Origin of the sequence: Micromonospora globbae (genome assembly GCF_003610785.1) — a bacterium.
GTDB classification, from domain to species: Bacteria; Actinomycetota; Actinomycetes; order Mycobacteriales; family Micromonosporaceae; genus Micromonospora; species Micromonospora globbae.
Map to the genome: position 1 here is coordinate 1 of NZ_RAQQ01000005.1, position 19,853 is coordinate 19,853.

16 protein-coding genes are annotated in these 19,853 nt (G+C 73.4%); 9 read left to right on the forward strand and 7 right to left on the reverse strand.

Translation table 11 applies throughout. The features are described 5' to 3' along the window. Window positions 1-292 (forward strand): transposase (locus D7I43_RS07975; protein ID WP_147427235.1); only part of this gene is annotated, 292 nt, incomplete at its 5' end. A 121-nt stretch (window positions 293-413) separates the two neighbouring features. Here D7I43_RS07975 and D7I43_RS07980 read toward each other — a convergent pair. Then, complete coding sequence (locus tag D7I43_RS07980; RefSeq protein ID WP_338041995.1) at window positions 414-1,376, reverse strand: AraC family transcriptional regulator; 963 nt, start codon at window positions 1,374-1,376, stop codon at window positions 414-416. A gap of 346 nt (window positions 1,377-1,722) precedes the next feature. On the opposite strand from D7I43_RS07980, the gene D7I43_RS07985 reads away from it, so the two are divergent. Together D7I43_RS07985 and D7I43_RS07990 are read left to right on the forward strand one after the other, a co-directional pair. Beyond that, window positions 1,723-2,199: a hypothetical protein gene (locus tag D7I43_RS07985; RefSeq protein ID WP_120327778.1), complete on the forward strand. Its 477-nt coding sequence runs from the start codon at window positions 1,723-1,725 to the stop codon at window positions 2,197-2,199. A 67-nt stretch (window positions 2,200-2,266) separates the two neighbouring features. Then, window positions 2,267-4,081, forward strand: coding sequence for a glycoside hydrolase family 15 protein (locus D7I43_RS07990; RefSeq protein ID WP_204985170.1), 1,815 nt, complete (start codon window positions 2,267-2,269; stop codon window positions 4,079-4,081). On the opposite strand, the gene D7I43_RS07995 is transcribed toward D7I43_RS07990, so the two are convergent. Then, window positions 4,023-5,309 carry an alpha/beta hydrolase gene (locus D7I43_RS07995; RefSeq protein WP_120327780.1) on the reverse strand — a complete coding sequence of 429 codons (1,287 nt, stop codon included), beginning with the start codon at window positions 5,307-5,309 and terminating at the stop codon, window positions 4,023-4,025. The two genes, D7I43_RS07990 and D7I43_RS07995, sit on opposite strands and share 59 nt — an antisense overlap. 428 nt (window positions 5,310-5,737) lie before the next feature. Between D7I43_RS07995 and D7I43_RS08005 the strand changes: the two genes are divergently transcribed. Together D7I43_RS08005 and D7I43_RS08010 are read left to right on the forward strand one after the other, a co-directional pair. Then, window positions 5,738-7,027 (forward strand): sensor histidine kinase, encoded by a 1,290-nt coding sequence (locus D7I43_RS08005; RefSeq protein WP_120327782.1) that lies wholly within the window; start codon window positions 5,738-5,740, stop codon window positions 7,025-7,027. Next, window positions 7,018-7,692, forward strand: coding sequence for a response regulator (locus tag D7I43_RS08010; protein WP_120327783.1), 675 nt, complete (start codon window positions 7,018-7,020; stop codon window positions 7,690-7,692). The genes D7I43_RS08005 and D7I43_RS08010 overlap by 10 nt, the downstream gene beginning before the upstream one ends. Window positions 7,693-7,776: 84 nt before the next feature. Here the strand turns inward: D7I43_RS08010 and D7I43_RS08015 are convergent, their stop codons facing one another. The 3 genes from D7I43_RS08015 to D7I43_RS08025 all read right to left on the reverse strand — a co-directional run bounded on the left by D7I43_RS08015 (window position 7,777) and on the right by D7I43_RS08025 (window position 10,060). Further along, on the reverse strand, window positions 7,777-8,535 hold the full coding sequence (locus D7I43_RS08015; RefSeq protein WP_120327784.1) for an SRPBCC family protein: 759 nt from the start codon (window positions 8,533-8,535) through the stop codon (window positions 7,777-7,779). A 108-nt stretch (window positions 8,536-8,643) separates the two neighbouring features. Beyond that, window positions 8,644-9,252, reverse strand: coding sequence for an ArsR/SmtB family transcription factor (locus D7I43_RS08020; RefSeq protein WP_192902103.1), 609 nt, complete (start codon window positions 9,250-9,252; stop codon window positions 8,644-8,646). Between the two features lie 175 nt (window positions 9,253-9,427). Next, complete coding sequence (locus tag D7I43_RS08025; protein ID WP_120327785.1) at window positions 9,428-10,060, reverse strand: TetR/AcrR family transcriptional regulator; 633 nt, start codon at window positions 10,058-10,060, stop codon at window positions 9,428-9,430. A gap of 123 nt (window positions 10,061-10,183) precedes the next feature. Here D7I43_RS08025 and D7I43_RS08030 point away from each other — a divergent pair, with 123 nt between their 5' ends. The 4 genes from D7I43_RS08030 to D7I43_RS08045 all read left to right on the forward strand — a co-directional run bounded on the left by D7I43_RS08030 (window position 10,184) and on the right by D7I43_RS08045 (window position 16,527). Further along, the gene (locus tag D7I43_RS08030) at window positions 10,184-11,215 is read left to right on the forward strand and encodes an aldo/keto reductase (protein WP_120327786.1); all 1,032 of its coding nucleotides are present in this window, start codon (window positions 10,184-10,186) and stop codon (window positions 11,213-11,215) included. A 491-nt stretch (window positions 11,216-11,706) separates the two neighbouring features. Next, window positions 11,707-14,829, forward strand: coding sequence for an isoleucine--tRNA ligase (gene ileS / locus D7I43_RS08035; RefSeq protein WP_120327787.1), 3,123 nt, complete (start codon window positions 11,707-11,709; stop codon window positions 14,827-14,829). Between the two features lie 90 nt (window positions 14,830-14,919). Beyond that, window positions 14,920-15,252 carry a YciI family protein gene (locus D7I43_RS08040; RefSeq protein ID WP_120327788.1) on the forward strand — a complete coding sequence of 111 codons (333 nt, stop codon included), beginning with the start codon at window positions 14,920-14,922 and terminating at the stop codon, window positions 15,250-15,252. A 12-nt stretch (window positions 15,253-15,264) separates the two neighbouring features. Continuing rightward, window positions 15,265-16,527 carry an RNA polymerase sigma factor gene (locus D7I43_RS08045; RefSeq protein WP_120327789.1) on the forward strand — a complete coding sequence of 421 codons (1,263 nt, stop codon included), beginning with the start codon at window positions 15,265-15,267 and terminating at the stop codon, window positions 16,525-16,527. A 57-nt stretch (window positions 16,528-16,584) separates the two neighbouring features. Here the strand turns inward: D7I43_RS08045 and D7I43_RS08050 are convergent, their stop codons facing one another. Continuing rightward, window positions 16,585-17,493: an LLM class flavin-dependent oxidoreductase gene (locus D7I43_RS08050; protein ID WP_120327790.1), complete on the reverse strand. Its 909-nt coding sequence runs from the start codon at window positions 17,491-17,493 to the stop codon at window positions 16,585-16,587. Next, window positions 17,490-19,778, reverse strand: a complete 2,289-nt coding sequence (locus D7I43_RS08055; protein ID WP_240032856.1) for an LLM class flavin-dependent oxidoreductase — start codon at window positions 19,776-19,778, stop codon at window positions 17,490-17,492. Before D7I43_RS08055 ends, D7I43_RS08050 begins: the two co-directional genes overlap by 4 nt. Between the last annotated feature and the right edge of the window lie 75 nt (window positions 19,779-19,853).

Consider the following 19,853-nt stretch of genomic DNA (forward strand, 5'->3'; position numbering starts at 1 on the left):
CGCCGCCTACGCCGGTCTGGCACCCGTCACCCGCCGCTCCGGCAGCAGCATCCGCGGCGAACACCCACCCCGCGGCGGCAACAAGCAACTCAAACGCGCCTTCTTCCTCGCCGCGTTCGCCGCCCTCGCCGACCCCATCAACCGCGCCTACTACGACCGCAAAAGAGCCGAAGGCAAACGCCACAACGCCGCCCTCATCTGCCTCGCCCGACGCCGCTGCGACGTCCTATTCGCCATGCTCCGCCACAAGACCCCCTACCAACCACGCCCGACGGCCCCCGTCGCTGCTTGACGAAACCCATAGGGACACCCCCCGGGCCGAACTGCCGGATCCCCTCGGCGGTGACAGACCGAGCGACCTGGGCACCCGATCGTCTCGCGTGGTTGCGCGATCCTCTTCGTCCGGGCGAGTGTCAGGGCAGCGCCGCGGGGGCGGGGGCGGCGGCACCGCGCATACGGGCCGCGTCGACGCTGGGCGGCGCACCGAACTGACGCCGGTACTCACGGCTGAACTGGGACGGATTGTCGTACCCGACACGGTGACCGACACCGGTGACGTCGTGCGGGCGGCTCGCCAGCAGCAACCTCGCCGCCTGCAGCCGGATGTGCTTCTGGAACTGGATAGGGGCCAGCCCCGTGACCGCCTGGAAGTTCCTGTGGAAGGCGGGCACACTCATCCCCGAAAGCCGCGCCACCTCCTCGACCCGGAACGGTCGGTGGTAGTTCTCCCGGATCCACTGCACGGCCCGTCTGATGTGCGCCAGGCTGCTGTCGGCCAGGCCGAGCTGGCGGACGACGTCCCCTTGCTCGCCGGTCATCAACAGCCAGAGGATCTCCCGCTTCACCAGCGGGACCAGCACCCTCCGGTCCCGAGGCCGGTCGAGCAGCCGCAGGAGCCGCACGATCGCGTCGAGCAGCTCGTCCGGGGCGTCGGTGACCGCGATTCCCGGCCGTACGCCGCCCGGGGACTTCGGTAGGTCACCCGGCCCGGCCTGCAACAGCAGCTCCGCGATGGCAGCGGGCTCCACAGTCATCCCGAAACCGAGTGCCGGCTGGTCCGGACCGGCGTCGAGGAACTGCCCCGTCACCGGAAGATCGACCGAGGCCACCAGGTACTGACCGGGGCCGTACTCGTAGACGTGATCCCCCACCGCCAGACGCTTGGTGCCCCGGGCGACGACCGCCAGCACGGTGCCGGACATCGAGGATCCCGGCGAAACCGTGTGGTCGGCCCTACAGATCCGGACCCCGTCGATGACAGTGGTCAGATCGGGACGCGCATGCCGTTGCAGCAGCTCGACCAACTCGTCTGCGGGCATGGCACCAGTGCAGCACAGAACCCACGCCGGCTCCCACGAGGCGAAAGGATCGTGCATGCATGAGAGAGTTTCGTGCAGAGCCGCAGGCGGAACAGCGGTGGGATCTCGCCAGCCGCCGACACCACCGATCCAATGGGCTTATGGTGACAGACTGGGTGGAAATGGTCCCCGTCCGTTGATCTCCGGCGGGTGCGCGCTCCACCGACGTGTCTGTGAACGGAGGGTGGACCGTTGACCGAGAGGATCTCGGCGCGCCCGTCGACGGCTCGCCGTTCGGCAGCTCGCCAGCTCACCGTGGTTGACGCGGCCGGCGGGAGACTCGGCGTCGCCGGCGCCCGCCGCGCGTGCCGGGGAGGGCTCGCCGTAACGACCGCGCACGCCCGCGGCGTCCAGCACCGCTGAGATGGACTGGGCCGGATGGGCGTTGTTTGGTCTGGTCGCCACCACGGCGCTCACCGCCGCGCTCGTTGCCGCCCAACTGGCCGGCCTCACCCGGCTCGACTTTCCCCTGGTGCTCGGGACCCTCGTCACCGAGGATCCCGACCGGGCCCGGATCGTCGGGTTCCTCATGCACCTGGGCATCGGCCAGGGCTTCGCCGTCGGTTACGCCGCCACGTTCGCCCTGCTGCACCGCGCCACGTGGTGGATCGGGGCGCTGCTCGGCGCAGTCCACGTGGGCATCGCGCTCACGGTGATCCTGCCGCTGCTTCCGGGTGTGCACCCGCGCATGGCCTCACCGCGGGCGGGCCCCGCCAGCACCGCCGTGCTGGAGCCGCCCGGCCTGTTCGCCGTCAACTACGGCGTGCAGACTCCCACCGTCGCCGTGGTCGTCCACATCCTCTACGGAGCCGTTCTCGGACTGCTCCTCGACGGCGCGTGACCCGCTCCCCCGGGCCGGACGGGGGCGTGCTCGCCAGCGCACCGCGCGATCGTCAGGAAGCGACGTCATGAGCGGTGAGCCCCTGGTGACGCGTCCGCGATCCCCCATGAGGATCGAGGACTACGGGCTGCTGGGTGACACGCGCACCGCTGCCCTGGTCGCCGCTGACGGCGGGATCGACTGGCTCTGCGTACCCCGCTTCGACGGCGAACCCCTGTTCGGCCGCCTGGTCGGGGGGTCGGAGGCGGGAACGTTCCGGGTCGGCCCCGCCGGGCCGGTGACGGCCGTCGAGCGCCGCTACCGGCAGCACAGCGCCACCCTGGAGACGACCTGGACGGTGGGGAGCGGCCGCCTCAGCCTCACCGAGGGCATGGTGGCCGAGGTCGGCGGCCGTCTGCTACCCGGAACCCTGCTCGTGCGGCGGCTGTCGGCCGAGGGGGCACCCGTCGCCGCCGTCATCGAGTTCGATCCACGCCTCGGCGTACGGCACCGGCGTCCCCGGGTCGATCAGCGGAGCTGGGCCCTGGTGTGCCAGTGGGGGTCGCTGGCGGTCTCGCTGCGCTGCTCGCCCGAGTTGACCGTCGAACCGGGTCGACCCACCACGATCACGGTCACGCCGGACCGTCCGGTCACCCTGGTGATGGCCGTGGCCGACCGCGAACCGCTGGTCCACATCGAGCCGGAGGCCGCCTGGGCGCTGCTCGGCGAGGACGAGGAGCGCTGGCGGGAGTGGACCGCCGGGATCGACGAATCGCTGCCCTTCCGCGAGCACGTCGTCCGAAGCCTGCTGACCATGCGGCTGCTGACCTACTCACCCTCGCGCTCCCCGGTGGCGGCGCCCACGACGTCGCTGCCCGAGGATCCCGGCGGCGTACGCAACTGGGACTACCGCTACGTGTGGCCCCGAGACGCCAGCATCAGCGTCAGTGCCTTCCTCAGCGTCGGCAAGGCCGACGAGGCCCGCGGTTTCCTCGCGTGGCTGCTGCACGCCAGCCGGCTGCAGCGGCCCCGCCTGCCCGCGCTGCTCACGCTGCACGGCCGCCACGTACCGGCCGAACGGGAGCTGCCCGGCTGGCCCGGCTATCTCGACAGCGCCCCGGTACGGATGGGCAACGGTGCCGCCGGCCAGCACCAGCTCGACGGGTACGGCTGGGTGATCGACGCCGCCTGGGCCTTCGCGCAGGCCGGTCACCGCCTCTACAGCGAAACGTGGCGGGCGGTGCGCGGCTTCGCCGACGTGGTCGCCCGTTGCTGGCCGGAGCCGGACGCCGGCATCTGGGAAGTCCGCGAACCCGCCCACCACGTCCATTCCAAGCTCATGGGCTGGCTCGCCCTGGACCGGGCCCTGCGCATCGCCGAGACCCACCCGCTGCCGGATCGTCAGCGGCGACGCTGGCGGACGGCACGGGACGCCATCGCCGCCGAGGTCCGGACGCGCGGCTTCGACCCGGAGATGGTCAGCTACGTCCGCAGCTACGGCTCCGAGGACCTCGACGCGGCCCTGCTCGCCCTGCCGCTGCTCGACATGGACGACATCGACTCGCCCCGGGTACGTGGCACCATCGACGCCATCCGCGCGAGGCTGTCCGCCGGCGGGCCGCTCCTCTACCGCTACCCACCGGGACGTGACGGCTTCCCCGGCAGCGAGGCCGCCTTCCTCCCGTGCTCGTTCTGGTTGGTGCAAGCCCTGGCTCGCACCGGGCGCCACCGCGAGGCGGTCGAGCTGTTCGAGGCCATGGTCGGCTACGGCACCCCGCTCGGCCTCTACGCCGAGGAACTGGACCCCGCGACCGGCGCGCATCTCGGCAACTACCCGCAGACGCTCACCCACGCCGCGCTCGTCCAGGCCGCGCTCGCGATTCGAGACGCCCCCCGCCCGTGATCCCGGGCCGCAGAGCCCGTGGATTCCGGCCCGTGGATTCCGGGTCCGCGGCTCCCTGACTAGCGGGGACGTTCCTGTCCCGTGACCTCACCCAGGCCGTGAAGGCCTCGACGGCGTCGACGACGGCCTCGAAGCGGAGCGAGTGGAACAGGTCGAAGGCGTGGTGCCCGCCCTTCAGTTCGGCGTAGACGACGGGGGCGGCCGAGGTCCGGCGGAGCTGGCGGACGAAGTGCCGGGCGTCCGCCACGGGGACCAGTGTGTCCTTGTCGCCGTGCGCCAGGAAGAAGGGCGGTGCGTCCGCGGTGATGTGCGGTTCCGGCGAGGACTCTGGCCCCTGGCCGTAGTAGGGGCCGTACCAGGCGTTCAGGCAGATGGCGCCGCTCACGGACGTGTCGACGTCCGCGAAGCCCGGCTGGAAGGCGGGGTCGTTCTGGGTGAGTGCGGCCAGCGCCGCCAGGTGTCCGCCGGCCGAACTGCCCGCGACGAACAACGTCGTGGGGTCGGCTCCGTACTCGTGGGCGTGCCTCCGCACCCAGCCGATGACCTTCTTGAGGTCGATCAGGTGGTCCGGATGCTGGGCCTGTGGCCGGAGCCGGTAGTTGGCGCTCACGCACACCCAGCCCTGGCTGGCGAGCCGGTGGAGCAGCGGCAGCGACTGGCTGTTCTTGTGGCCCCCGGAGTAGCCGCCGCCGTGCAGGTGGATCATGACGGGCGCGCCGTGCGGGCGCGCGCGGTGGTGGTAGAGGTCGAGCAGGTTGCGCCGGCCCGCATCGCCGTAGGCGAGGTTGGCCACGCGCCGGACGTCCAGGCGGCGCCGGAAGACGGGCAGGAGCAGGATGCGGGCCAGCGGAAGGCGGCGCCGCAGTCCCGCGGCGAGGTCGGCGTCCACGGCGGCACGCCACCCCGCCCCCAGCCCTTCGTCGAGGGCGCGTCTGATCCTGTCCCGCTCGCCCAGCGCCTGACAGGCGACGACCGCGAGCCCGGTCGCGGTCACGGTGGCCAGGGCGACGACCGCCCAGCCACCCGGCGAGTCGATGTCACCCTCGGCGAACGCCAGCGCCGTCGGGAGCAGCAGCATCCAGAAGAAGGCCGCGAACGGCAGTTCGTTGGCGGCGACGCCGACGAAGTAGCTGACGCGGCCGAGCGGGCGCGACCACGGCACTGGCCGCAGCGCGAACAGCGTGCCGATCGCGACCAACACCACGGTGATCAGATAACCGACCGGCACGGAGCCTCCCGGGGATCGTCGATGGCCGGGAGCGCGCGGGCCGCTCCCGCGGCGACGGTGACCGCGCGGCCCGTGTGCCCCGGGATCGTCCAGGTCGTGCCGGTCGGTTGCGTGTCGTTCCTCATGCCGATGAGCCTCGCAGCCCGGCCGACCGGTGACATCCGACCGCGCGCCGCGCCGGCGCTCACCTGGGTAGGGCCGACCTCCGACTTTGGAAGGTGCCAACGCCCGGCCCCGCGACCGGCGTGTGAACAGCACTTCCGCAAGCTGTCGTGCAGAGTTCGTGCCGGCGTAGCCCGGGCCCCGAGGACAGGGCCCGGACCGGGTGGACGGGCCGGGTCAGCGGGCCGGGACGGTAGGGGTGGCCATACCCCGATGGTGGACGCAGCCGGCTGGGTCGGCGCCATCGCCGTCGATAGCGTCGCCGCATGACATCGGCTCAGCCTCCACACCTGGCCGCGGCACTGCGCCACCGCGGCTACCTGCTCTCCTGGTGGCCGTGGCGGGCACTGGCGTACGTGCTGACCACCGTCCCGATCGCCGGCGTGCTCTCCGTCGGTCTGCTCGTGGTCGGCGCGCCCCTACTGGCGGCCGTCAACGCGGTCCGCCAGCACGACCGCCCGGTCTCGCTGCCCCTCGCGCTCTTCCTGGCCGTGGGGACGCTCGTCGTGGTGGCCCTGGCCCCGCTGGTGAGCGCCGCGGTGGCGGCGCTGGAACGCGGGCGGCTCGGCGTCGTCGACGGGCGGCCGGTGCCGGCCCGGCCCTGGTCGGGCCTCGCCGCCCGCTACACGAGCGCGGACGCCTGGCGGGAGGCGGCGTACGCGGCGCTGCTGGGCAGCGTGGTGCCGCTCGCGTACTGGGTGTACCTCCTGCTCGTGCTCGTCGACCTCATGCTGGTCGCCAGCCCGTGGCTGGCCGGGGACGCCGACCAGGTCATCGTGGTCTGGTCCACCGTCGACACGCCGGCCGAGGCCGCCCCGTACGCCGTCGTGGGCGTCCTGCTGCTGCCGGTGCTCTGGTACGGCCTCGGGGTGGTCGCGGCGGCTCAGGCCGCGATGGCGCGCAGGCTGCTGGGATCCGCGGGCGACACGGCGGCGCTGCGGGAGGTCACGCGGTCGCGGGCCCGCCTGGTCGACAGCTACGAGGCCGAGCGCCGCCGCATCGAACGCGACCTGCACGACGCCGCCCAGCCACGGCTCACCAGCCTGACCCTGCAACTGGGCCTGGCCCGCCTCGACGTGCCCGAGGACTCCCCCGCGGCCCGGCCGCTCGCGGTGGCGCACGAGCAGGCGAAGGGACTCATGGTCCTGCTCCGGCAGATCGTGCACGGCATCCGCCCGCAGAGCCTCACCGACCTCGGCCTCGCCGGGGCGGTCCGGGAACTGGCCGGCGAGGCCACCATCCCCGTCACCGTGCACGCCGACCTCGACCGGCCCCTGCCCGAGACCGTCGAGACGACCGCCTGGTACGCGGTCTCGGAGGCCCTGAACAACGTGACCCGGCACGCGGCGGCGACCCGGGCCGAGGTGCGGCTGGCGCGGGCCGGCGACCGGCTGGTGGTGGAGGTCTCCGACGACGGCCGGGGCGGCGCCGACCCGGCGCGGGGCACCGGGCTGACCGGCCTCGCCGACCGGGTGGGCGCCGCCGGCGGCCGGTTGCTGCTCGCGAGCCCGCCGGGCGGACCTACGCTCGTCCGGGTGGAGCTGCCATGCCGGTGACCCGGGTCGTGCTCGCCGAGGACGAGGTCCTCCTGCGGGAGGGGCTCGTCGGCCTGCTGGACCGGTTCGGCTTCCAGGTGCTGGCCGCCGTCGGCTCGGCGCCGGACCTGATGGACGCCGCCCGTACGCACGGCCCCGACCTCGTGGTGACCGACATCCGGATGCCCCCCGGCGGACGCGACGACGGCCTGCGCGCGGCGGTCGCGTTGCGGGACGAACGGCCGGACCTCGCGGTCGTGGTGCTCAGCCAGCACGTGCAGGCCGAGTACGCCGCCGCCCTGCTCGACAGCGGGGACGGCCGCCGCGTCGGCTACCTGCTCAAGGACCGGGTGGCCGACGTGGCCGAGTTCGTCGGGCATCTGCGTACCGTCGCCAGCGGCGGCACCGTCGTCGACCCCGACGTCGTACGCCGGCTGCTGCACCGCCCGCGCGACCCCCTCACCGCGCTCTCCGCCCGGGAGCGGGAGGTGCTCGCGCTGATCGCGGAGGGCCGGTCGAACGCGGCCATCGCCGCGGCGCTGCACGTCACCGAGGCGGCCGTCGGCAAGCACGTCGGCAACATCCTCACCAAGCTCGGCCTGCTGCCGAGCGACGACACCAACCGCCGGGTGCTGGCGGTGCTCACCTACCTGCGTACGCAACCGCCCGGCGGACCGCCGCGGTAGGCCGAGTCGCGCGACCGGCCCGACCAGCGACCACCGGGGCGGCCGCCTCCCGCGGAAGGGAGATGGCCGCCCGCGTCTCGACACTCAGCCGATGGCGAGGTTGTCCACCCACGCCTGCCACGCCTGCTCGGCACGCGCCGGGTCCTGGTCGGCGGCGAAGAGGTGGTGGCCGAGCACCAGGACGTTGCCCCGGTCGGTGCCGGAGTGCAGGAACCGGTAGAGCGCGTCGTCGGTGCGGACCCCGAAGTAGGTGGGCAGACCGGCGAGGTCGACCACGCCGTCGATCGGGGGCAAACCGTCGACGGTGAGCCGGGCGCGCTGCCCCTCGGCGACCGGGCCGGAGATGCCGAAGGCACCGGCCACGGCGGCCCAGACCTGGTCGGGGGTGCCGGCGCCCGGACGGAACGCCGCGACCGGTGCGCCGGAGCGGCCGGCGAAGTGGGCGACGTACGCGGCGAGCGTGCCGAGGTACATGTCCCAGCCGACCTTCATGGCCTCGTACTCGGTCTCCCAGTTGTCGCCGAGCACGCCGCTCTGGACCATACGCAGCACCGTCGAGCCCTGGTCACGCCCCTCGATCAGGTACTCCAGTGCCATGAACGTGCCGTCCGGCCCGGGGTCGCTGCGGTACGCGAACCGCTTCCCCGGCTCCCACGAGGTGACCGTCGCCTCCTCGGTCTGGCCGGCCATCGTGAAGCGGGTCCGGCCGCCCTCACGCGGCTCCACCTCGCTCCGGCCCATGAACCAGGAGTCGATGCCGGGCCCCGTGGCGATCGCGTCCCACACCTCCTCGGGGGTGGCGGCCAGCTCGATGTCCTTCTGAAGCTCGAAGTGGTGTCCCATCGTGGTGAACCTTTCGTGTGCGGGTGTCGGTGGCGGGTCGAAGGTGCGTGCCGGTCCGGACGGCCGGCGGGCAGGCCCCGGCGGGACGTCGGTCCGTGCCGGGGGCGGTCAGGACTCCTCGGGGGCGTCGGTGGTCGCCGGATTGACGCTGGGGTGCAGGGCGATCACGACGCGGTGCTCGCGGCCGCCGGGTGCGTTCTCGTCGTGGTAGCGGCCGACCAGGGAGGCGACCGTGGCGGCCAGCTCCTCGGCGAACGCGGACCGGTCGCTCGCCGACGCGAACCTCACCGTCGCGTCGACGGTGAAGGTCGCCAGTCGCTTCTTCGCCCGCTCGGCACCGGTGATGAGGGCGCCGACGTCCTGGACGAGCCGGGCCGCGACCGCGAGCAGCCACCGCGCCGACAGGCGGTCGGGCGCTCGGGCCGGATCGGGCCGCACGGCGGCCAGGGCCGCGGGCGAGATCACGTACGACGCCGCGGTGGCGCGCATGACCCGCTCGGTGACGTTGCCCTTGCGCCGCTCCTCCACGAGCTCGATGAGGCCGTGCTGCTCGAGAGCGCGGAGGTGGTAGTTGACCTTCTGCCGGGGCAGGCCGACCCGGGCGGCGAGCATCGTCGCCGAGGCCGGCTCGGCGAGCTCGGCGAGGAGCCGGGCCCGCATCGGGTCCAGCGACGCCTCGGCCGCCGCCGGGTCCTCGATCACTGCGATGTCGAACATGCCATGACTCTCCTACCGACAAATCCTCTTGTCAAGACAAAAAATCTCGTCGGTGCGAGATCAGCACCCGCGATCTTGCAGTTTCGGCCCCGACAAAAAACCCGAAATGCCGCAAAACGAGGGCACAAAGTGCAAGATCGCGGGGGGTTCGGCGGGGAGAGAGAGCGCGGGGGCGTCAGGGTTTGGGGGTGGGGCGGCGGTAGACGCCGTACCACCAGGTGGCGGCCAGCTCACGGGCGGCTGTCTCGTCGCCGCTGCCGTCGTCGCTGGTCACGTGGTCGGCCACGAACCGCTCGCCGCCGACCACGATCAGGCGGCTCGCGATGACCGGGTCGAGGTCGGCGGGAGCACGGCCCGCCCGCTGCTCGGCGATCAACAACTCTTCGGTACGGGCCGCGAACTGGTCGACCCGGGCGTGCCAGAACCGGCGGATCATCGGGTCGTACGCGGAGACCTCGGTGATCGCGGCGAGCACCGCGGCGTGCCGCCGGTAGACGGCGATGATCTGCCGGAACGTCTCGACCAACCCCTCGAACGCGTCCGGCCCGCCCGGCTCCCACGCCGCCGCCACCTCGAAGGACTCGGCGCTGAACGAGCCCGCGAGCCGCATGAGCAGCTGCGACTTGTCCGCGAAGTGGGTGTAGAAGGTCGACCGGGCGACGCCCGCCTCCCGGGCGAGGCGCTGCACGCCCAGTTCGGTGAAGGTCTCCCCCTCGCTCAGCAGGCGTTCGGCGGTGGCGAGGATCCGCGCCTCGACCGTGAGACGTCGGTCGGCGCCGCCGGAGCGTCGTCGCGTGATCGAAGGCATATCCCGATCCTAGGCAGCTCGCGACGGGCCTGGGTACGCTTGCCCGGACACAGTGTCCGACAGAGTGTCCGACATCTTGACCGACGCGCGGCCCGACCGCGCACCACGCAGGGAGCTGTCAGCGTGAAGTACCGACTCCTCGGCCCCACCGGCGTCTGGGTCTCCGAGCTCTCGCTCGGCGCCATGACCTTCGGCGGCACGAACCACCCCGTCTACTCCACGCTCGGCGCGCTGGGCCGCGAGGACACCGAACGCATGGTCGGCACGGCGCTCGACGCCGGGATCAACTTCATCGACACGGCGGACGTCTACAGCGACGGGGAGAGCGAGGAACTGCTCGGCCACGCGCTACGGCACCGGCGGGACGACGTCGTGCTGGCCACGAAGGTGTACGCCCCGACCGGCCCCGGCCCCAACGACGTCGGCTGGTCGCGGCTGCACGTGACGCGGGCGCTGGACACCAGCCTCCGCCGGCTCGGCACCGATCACATCGACCTCTACCAGCTGCACAACATCGACCCCGTGACCCCCTTCGAGGAGGTCCTCGCCGCGCTCGACGACGCGGTGCACCAGGGCAAGGTCCGCTACATCGGCTGCGCCAACCTCGCCGCCTGGCAGATCAGCAAGGCCCTCGGCGTCTCGGCGCTGCGGAACCTGAACCGGTTCGTCTCGGTCCAGGCGTACTACTCGCTGGTCGGCCGGGACGTCGAGCGCGACCTGCTGCCGATGGCGCAGGCCGAGAACCTCGCGGTCACCGTCTGGAGCCCGCTCGCCGGCGGCTTCCTCACCGGGAAGATCAGCCGCGACGGGGGCTCCACGGGCCCCTCCCGCCGCACGGCCGAGGGCGGGCAGGACTTCCCGCCCGTGGACCGCGAGCGCGGTCACGAGGTGCTCGACGTGCTGCGTACCGTCGCCGGCCGGCACGGGGTGAGCATCCCCCGGGTCGCGATCGCCTGGCTGCTGGCCCAGCCGGCCGTCACCAGCGTCATCGTCGGCGCGCGCACGACCGACCAGCTCACCGACAACATCGCGGCCAGCGGGCTCACCCTGAGCGAGCAGGACCTGGCCGAGCTGGACGCGGTCAGCCGGCAGGCCCCGGCGTACCCGAACTGGATCCACGAGATGTTCGCGCCGGTGCGCAACCCGAACGCCTGACCGCCGCCCGGCCGTGGGCCCGGGGGTCCACGGCCGGCCGGCAGGCCGCGGGCAGCGCGGGCGGGGGCCACGGGCCGCGCGGGGCGACAGGCCACGGGCCGCGCACGGCGACAGGCCACCGGCCGCGCACGGCGACAGGCCACGGGCCGCGCAGGCCGGCAGGCCGCCGCGCCGGCCGCGGGCTCGGACGCCGGGCACCCGGCGTCACCGTCGTGGCCCGCGCTCCGGCTGGGATAAGATGCGTCCGGAAGGCGTAGATGGGGACGAGTACCGTCGCACGCAGCCAGGAGCGATCCGGGGATGGTGGAAGCCCGGAGGCGTGCGCGGCGGGAAGATCACCCCGGAGCCGTCGGAAGAAAGGCCGCGAGGCCGAGTAGAACCGACCACACCCGAAACGAGAGGGCCGGCACACCGGTCAAGGAGGGTGGTACCGCGGGGCCACGGCCTCGTCCCTCCGGCGGAGCTTCAGCACACGCGCCGACGGAGGAGCGATGTACCGCAGCGTACCGACCCAGGTCGATCTGCCCGACCTCGATCACCAGGTCCTGCACTTCTGGCACGCCAACAGCATCTTCAGGCGCAGCCTGGAGCAGTCCGAGGGCCGGCCGGAGTGGGTCTTCTACGAGGGCCCGCCCACGGCCAACGGCATGCCCGGCGCCCACCACATCGAGGCGCGCGTCTTCAAGGACGTGTTCCCGCGCTACAAGACGATGAAGGGGTTCCACGTCGCCCGTAAGGCCGGCTGGGACTGCCACGGCCTGCCCGTGGAGCTCGCCGTCGAGCGGGAACTCGGCTTCTCCGGCAAGCAGGACATCGAGAAGTACGGCATCGCCGAGTTCAACGCCCGGTGCCGGGAGTCGGTGACCCGGCACACCGACGCGTTCGCCGAGCTGACCGAGCGCATGGGCTACTGGGTCGACATGGACGACGCCTACCGGACCATGGACCCGGAGTACATCGAGTCCGTCTGGTGGTCGTTGAAGCAGATCTTCGACAAGGGTCTGCTGGTGGAGGACTTCCGGGTCGCGCCGTGGTGCCCGCGCGACGAGACCGGCCTGTCCGACCACGAGCTCGCCCAGGGGTACGAGACGGTCGTCGACCCGTCCGTCTTCGTCCGCTTCCCGCTCACCTCCGGGCCCCTGGCCGGCCGCGCCGCCCTCCTGGTCTGGACGACCACCCCGTGGACGCTGCCCTCGAACGTCGCCGTGGCCGTGCACCCCGACGTGCGGTACGTGGTCGCGAGCGACGGCAACGAGCAGCTCGTCGTCGCCGAGCCGCTGCTGGCGTACGCGCTGGGCGACGGCTGGGAGCTGACCGGCGAGTCGTTCAAGGGCAAGGAGCTGGAGCGCTGGACGTACCGGCCGCCGTTCGACCTCGTCGAGGTGCCCGACGCGCACTTCGTGGTCCTCGCCTCGTACGTGACGACGGACAGCGGCACCGGCCTGGTCCACCAGGCGCCGGCGTTCGGCGCGGACGACCTCGCGACCGCCCGGACGTACGGGCTGCCGATGGTGAACCCGGTGCAGTCGAACGGGCGGTTCTCCCCGGAGATCCCGCTGGTGGGCGGGAAGTTCTTCAAGGAGGCCGACCGGCCCCTCATCGAGGACCTCCAGCTGCGCGGGCTGCTCTTCAAGAACGTCCCGTACGAGCACACCTACCCGCACTGCTGGCGCTGCCACACGGCGCTCATCTACTACGCCCAGCCGTCCTGGTACGTGCGGACCACCGCCATCCGGGACGCGCTGCTGCGCGAGAACGAGCGCACCACCTGGCACCCCGCCACCGTCAAGTACGGCCGCTACGGTGACTGGCTGAACAACAACGTCGACTGGGCACTGTCACGGCGGCGCTACTGGGGCACTCCCCTGCCCATCTGGCGCTGCCCGAACGACCACCTGACCTGCGTCGGCTCGTTGACCGAGCTGAGCGAGCTGACCGGGACGGACGTGACCGGCCTCGACCCGCACCGGCCGTTCATCGACGAGGTCACCTTCGCCTGCCACTGCGGCGAGACCGCCCGCCGCGTGCCCGAGGTCATCGACGCCTGGTACGACTCGGGCTCCATGCCGTTCGCCCAGTTCGGGTACCCGTACCGCAACGCCGACCTGTTCGAGAAGCGCTACCCGGCCCAGTTCATCTCCGAGGCCATCGACCAGACGCGCGGCTGGTTCTACACCCTCATGGCGGTCGGCACGCTGGTGTTCGACCGGTCGTCGTACGAGAACGTGGTCTGCCTCGGCCACATCCTCGCCGAGGACGGCCGGAAGATGTCCAAGCACCTGGGCAACATCCTCGAACCCATCCCGCTGATGGACCAGCACGGCGCGGACGCGGTGCGTTGGTTCATGGCCGCGGTCGGTTCCCCGTGGTCGGCCCGGCGGGTCGGGCACACGGCGCTCCAGGAGGTCGTCCGCAAGATCCTGCTGACCTACTGGAACACCGTCGCCTTCCAGTCCCTCTACGGCCGTACGGCCGGGTGGACCCCGTCGGCGGCCGACCCGGCGCCGGCCGAGCGGCCGGTGCTGGACCGCTGGCTGCTCTCCGAGCTGAACACCCTGGTCCAGCAGGTCGACGCGGCGATGGCCGCGTTCGACACGCACCAGGCCGGCCGGCTGCTCGCCGCGTTCATCGACGACATGTCGAACTGGTACGTCCGGCGCAGCCGGCGGCGGTTCTGGCGCGGTGACCCGGCGGCGCTCGCCACCCTGCACGAGGCGCTCACCACCGTCACCCTGCTGCTGGCGCCGCTCACGCCGTTCATCACCGAGCGGGTCTGGCAGGACATGGTCGTGGTCGTCGACCCGGAGGCGCCGCAGTCGGTGCACCTGGCGCCGTACCCGGTGGCCGACGAGTCGCTGATCGACCCGGCGCTGTCCCGGCAGATGGCGCTCGCCCGCCGGCTCGTCGAGCTGGGCCGGGCGGCCCGGGCCGACTCCGGCATGAAGGTCCGCCAGCCGCTGTCGCGGGCGCTGGCCTCGGCTCCCGGCTTCGAGGAGCTGTCGCCGGAGCTGCTCGCCGAGGTGGCCGCCGAGCTCAACGTCGGCGCGGTCGACCCGGTGGGCGGGGCCGGCGGATCGCTCGTCGACACCACCGCGAAGGCCAACTTCCGTACGCTCGGCCGGCGGTTCGGCAAGACGGTGCAGCAGGTGGCCAAGGCGATCGCCGCGGCCGACGCCGCCGCCCTCCGCGACTCGTTGCGGGACACCGGTTCGGCGACCGTCCAGGTGGGCGACGAGACCGTGACGCTCGGCCCGGACGAGGTGGTCGTGACGGAGACCCCGCGGGAGGGCTGGGCGGTGGCCAGCGAGGCCGGCGCGACGGTGGCGCTGGACCTGCACCTCACGCCGGAGCTGCGCCGCGCCGGTGTGGCGCGGGACGCGATCCGGCAGATCCAGGAGGCGCGCAAGTCCAGCGGCCTGGAGGTGACCGACCGGATCGAGCTGCGCTACCGCACCGACCGGGAGGAGACCGCGCTGGCGCTGCGCGAGCACCGCGACCTCGTCGCCGAGGAGGTGCTGGCCACCGACTGCGCCGAGGGCGAGCCGACCTGGGCCGACCCGCGGGCGTTCACGGAGGAGTCGCTGGGCCTGACCTTCTGGATCCGCCGGTCCTGACCGCGGAAGAAAAATCCGCGGGGCCTGTCGATCCGCGCCGGAGCCGTTCGTCGTCAGGTCGTACGGCAACCGAGACGACAGGAGTCGGACATGAAGTACATGCTGCTCATCTACGGTTCCACCGACACGCAGAACGCCTGCACGGTGGAGGACTGGATGGCCTACGACAAGGAGGTCCAGGAGGCGGGCATCTTCGTCACCGGGCACTCGCTGGCGGACCTGACGACGGCCACCACGGTCCGGGTCGACGACTCCGGCGAGCGGACCGTCACCGACGGTCCGTTCGCCGAGACCCGCGAGGTCCTCGGCGGCTACTACGTCATCGACGTGCCGGACCTCGACGTGGCCCTCGACTGGGCCGCCCGCTGCCCCGGCGCCCGTGACGGCGGGACCGTCGAGGTGCGGCCGGTCGCCGAGTTCTGAGGCGAGGTCGGGATGGACGAGCGAGCCGCCGGCACGCGCGCCTCGGTCGAGGCGGTGTTCCGCGAGGAGCGCGGCCGGCTGCTCGCCACACTGGTGCACCGCTTCGGCGACCTCGACCTCGCCGAGGACGTCGCCTCCGAGGCGGTCGAGGCGGCCCTGGTGCACTGGCCGGTCGAGGGCGTACCGGCCCGGCCCGGGGCGTGGTTGCTCACCACGGCCCGGCGCAAGGCCGTGGACCGGCTCCGGCGCGACCAGGCGTACGCCGCCCGGCTGGCCCTGCTCGCGGCGGAGGCGGAGCGGACCGGCGGCGCGGTGCCGGAGGAGGCCGACGGCGGCCTGCCGGACGAGCGGCTGCGCCTGTTCTTCACCTGTGCCCACCCGGCGCTGCCGGCCGCCGACCGCGGTGCGCTGACCCTGCGCTACCTCGCCGGCCTCACCACGCAGGAGGTGGCACGGGCGTACCTGGTGCCGAACGCGACCATGGCCCAGCGGCTGGTCCGGGCCAAGAAGAAGATCCGCGAGGCGCGGATCCCGTTCCGGGTGCCCGAACCGCACGAGCTGCCCGGGCGGCTGCCGGGAGTGCTCCAGGCGGTGTACTCGATCTTCACGGAGGGGTACGCCGCCAGCTCCGGTCCTCTGCTCCAGCGGCTCGACCTCGCCGAGGAGGCCGTCCGGCTGGGCCGGATCCTCCACCGGCTGCTCCCCGCCGAGCGGGAGGTGACCGGCCTGCTCGCGCTCATGCTGCTGGTGCACGCCCGGCGGGACGCCCGGACCGGTCCGGACGGCGAGCTGGTGCTCCTCGACGCCCAGGACCGCGGGCGCTGGGACCGGGACATGATCGCCGAGGGGGAGGCGTTGGCGGTCGCCGCGCTGACCGGCGGTCCACCCGGCCCGTACGGGGTGCAGGCCGCCATCGCCGCGCTGCACGACGAGGCCGCCGACGCGGCGTCCACCGACTGGCCGCAGGTGGTGGCGCTGTACGACGTCCTCCTCGCGCTGAACCCCTCGCCCGTCGTGGCGTTGAACCGGGCCGTGGCGGTCGCCATGCGCGACGGCCCCGCGGCCGGCCTCGCGCTGCTCGACGAGCTGGCGGGCGAACCGCGGCTGCGCGCGTACCACCCGTGGGTGGCGGCCCGGGCCGAGCTGCTGCACCGGCTCGGCCGGGACGCGGAGGCGGCGGACGCCTACCGCCGTGCGCTGGAGCTGGCCGGTACCGAGCCGGAGCGGTCACACCTGCGCCGGCGGCTGGCCGCCGTCGCGCCGCCCGAGCGCTGAGCCCGGGCGGGCCTGGGCCAGGAGGGGATCCCTTCGGGAAGGGTCCCCTCCTTCCGCTCAGGCGGCGGTGCGGGCGCGCTCCTCGGCGACCAGTTCCCGGGTCGCCGGGGCGACCTCCGCGGCGAAGACCTCGATGGCGGCGGGGTCGTCGGTGGCCAGGATGAACGCGCTCACCCCGTGCTCCAGGGCCAGCCCGGCGAGGTCCTCCGCCCACTGCTCCGGCGGCCCGTCGAGCAGCGCCCGGCCGGTCGGCGCGAACCGGCCGGCGACGTTGAGCAGCCGCCGGATCCGCGCCGGCTCCCGACCCGCCGCCGCGGCGGCCTCGTCGATCTGCGCGTTCATGGCGGTCAGGTCGGCCGGCCCGCCGGGCAGGTACTGGAGGCTGGGCAGCCACCCGTCGCCCACCCGACCGGTGAGGCGCAGCATCCGCGGCTTGTACGCGCCGATCCACACGTTCACGTGGTGGGCCGGGGCGGGCCCGCGCTTGGCGCCCTCGACCCGGTAGAAGTCGCCGTCGACGCGTACGCCGCCGGGCCGGTCGGCGGCCCAGACCTCGCGGATCACCCGGATCGCCTCGTCCAGGGCGGTGATCGCCTGGCCGGGGGCGAGCCGCCGGCCGCCCATCGCCTCGATGGCCTCCCAGAACGCGCCCGCGCCGATGCCGAGTTCGAACCGGCCGCCGCTCAGCAGGTCGAGGCTGGCCGCGGCGCGCGCGAGCACGGCCGGTTGCCGCAGCGGCAGGTTGAGCACGTTGCCGCTGAGGTGGACCCGTTCGGTGCGCGCGGCCACGTACGACAGCAGGGTCCAGGTGTCGTGGAACCGCGGCTGGTACGGGTGGTCCTGGAAGGTGACCAGGTCCAGCCCGGCGCGGTCGGCCAGCACGGCCAGGTCGACGGCGTGCCGCACGGGTTGCGCGGCGGGCGTCGTGAACGTGCCGAACAGCAGGTCGTGCCCGTAGTCGGTCATGGCGTCGTCCTCGATGCGGTGTCGGGTGTGATGGCGAAGTTGTCGTGGAACAGGCGGTCCGGGTCGTACCGCGACTTCAGGGCGCGCAGCCGGTCCAGCGTGGCGGGCGGGAACGCGTCGCGCAGGCGTTCCGGGCGCGGGTCGGTCTCGAAGCTGAGGTAGAGGCCGCGCTGGTGCGTCCCGAGAAGCTCGTCCCAGAGCGCGTCCAGCCGTCCGCGGTGCCGCCCGAACGCGGTCACGTGGAAGTTGGCTCCCCGGTGGCTCCAGGCCATGGCGCCGGGCGGGACGTCGTTGACCGCCCCGCCGACCGAGCGGATGTGGAAGAAGTAGACCACCCCGCTGGCGAGCAGGCGGGCCGCGGCCTCGGCGAAGTCGGGCGTGATGTGGTCGACGAAGCCCGAGCGGGTGATGGGCTCGCCCTGACCGTGGTGCGGGCCGTCGGTCGCGTTGGCCATCACCGACGCGTACGAGGTGAGCACCACCTGCTGGTCGTAGCCGGGCGCGACGTCGGCGAGCGGCTGGAGCTGCCGGACGACCGTCTCCGGGTCGTCGGAGTCGACCATCGCCATCACCTGCGCCACCCGCGGCTGGCCCATCCGGGGCGGGCCCATGATGATCGCGCTGGTGAGGTCGCGGGGCGCCGCCTCGACCGCGGCCCCCCACCGGGTCAGCAGGCCCACCGGGTCGCTGGCGTCGAGGGCGAACTGCGCCCAGCCGACCGCGCCCACCTCGTCGACCTCGAACTCGAACGCGGTCACCACGCCGAAGTTCGCGCCGGCTCCGCGTACCGCCCAGAACAGGTCCGGGTTCTCGGTCTCGCTGGCCCGCACCCGCGTGCCGTCGGCGAGGACCATCTCGACGGCCCGCAGGTGGTCGATGGTCAGGCCGTGCTTGCGCGCCATCCAGCCGACGCCGCCGGCGGTGGCGAGGCCGCCGACGCCCACGCCGCCGTAGTCACCGGAGGTGAGCGCCCAGCCGTACGGGTGCAGCGCGGCGGCCACGTCCATCCACCGCGCGCCGGGGCCGATCCGCACCCGGCGGGTGGCCCGGTCGAGCACCTCGATCTCGTTCAGCGCGCCGACGTCGATCACGATGCCGCCGTCGTTGGTGGAGCGCCCGCTGATGCCGTGCCCGCCGCTGCGGACGCCCAACGGCAGGTGCCGGTGCGCCCGGGCGAACGCGAGCGCGTCGGCCACCTCGGCGGGGGTACGCGGGCGCAGGACGAGCCCGGGCGCGCCGCCGCGCAGGTAGTTCGACCGGACCCGGGCGTACGCCACGTCACCGGGTTCCACGGCGGTGTCGGCCAGCGAGGCCGGCACCTCGTCGTACGCGATGCCCGGACGCCGCTTGGCGCGGACGGCGGCGCTGCGTCCCACGGTGCGCGGCAGCGGCGCGGGCAGGGCCCGGTCGACCGCCTCGCGCAGTGCGGGAACCACCTCGCGGGCGAACCTCTCCATCGTCCCGGTGTCGTCCGTCGCGACGACGAGGGTGCCGACGCCATCCTCGACGACCAGCGGCAGCAGGTCCTCGACCCACGCGGCCGGCGGCCCGTCGAGGAAGCCCCGGCGGGTGTCGGCGAAGACACCGGAGATGGTCACGAGCCGCCGGATCTCGGCAGGGTCGCGGCCCGCCTCCCGCGCCGCCTCGTCGATGATCTTGTTCCCGGCGCGGAGGCCGTCCGGTCCCGTGCGGTCGAGCGTGGCGAGCCACCCGTCGGCCTTCGTCCCGACGAGCCGCAGCAACCGGCCGTCGTCCCCGTCGAGCCAGAACGGGATGTGGTGCGCCGGCAGCGGACCGCGCTCGGCGCCGGCGAGGCGGTGGTGGGCACCGGAGTAGCGGAGGGCGTCCTGCCGGTCGGTGTCCAGCATGTCCCGGATGACGTCGAGGGCCTCGCCGACGGACTCGACCGCCTGGTGCGGGTCGAGCCGGGGGCCGCCCATCGCCTCGACGGCCTCCGGGGCGTCGCCGACGCCGAGGGCCAGCTCCAGCCGGCCGCCGGAGAGCAGGTCCAGGCTGGCGGCGGAGCGGGCCAGCACCGCCGGGGAGCGCAGCGGGACGCTGCGCACGCTCGCGGCGAGGTGGATCCGTTCGGTCCGCCCGGCCACCCAGGCCAGCAGTGTCCAGATGTCGAGGTGCGCCGGCTGGTCCGGGTCGTCCCGGAAGGCCACGAGGTCGTACCCCAGTTCCTCGCTGCGCCGCGCGAGCGCCACCGGCGTGGCGGGCGACGTGGCCACGGGCGTGACGAGTGTGCCGAACTCGAGCCGGTGGCCGTAGTTAGCAGTCACGACTTCCCCCAAAGGTTGATGCGTCAACCAGAATACGGCCGCGGCGTCCCACCCGCGTGTGAGCCTCGTCATCCC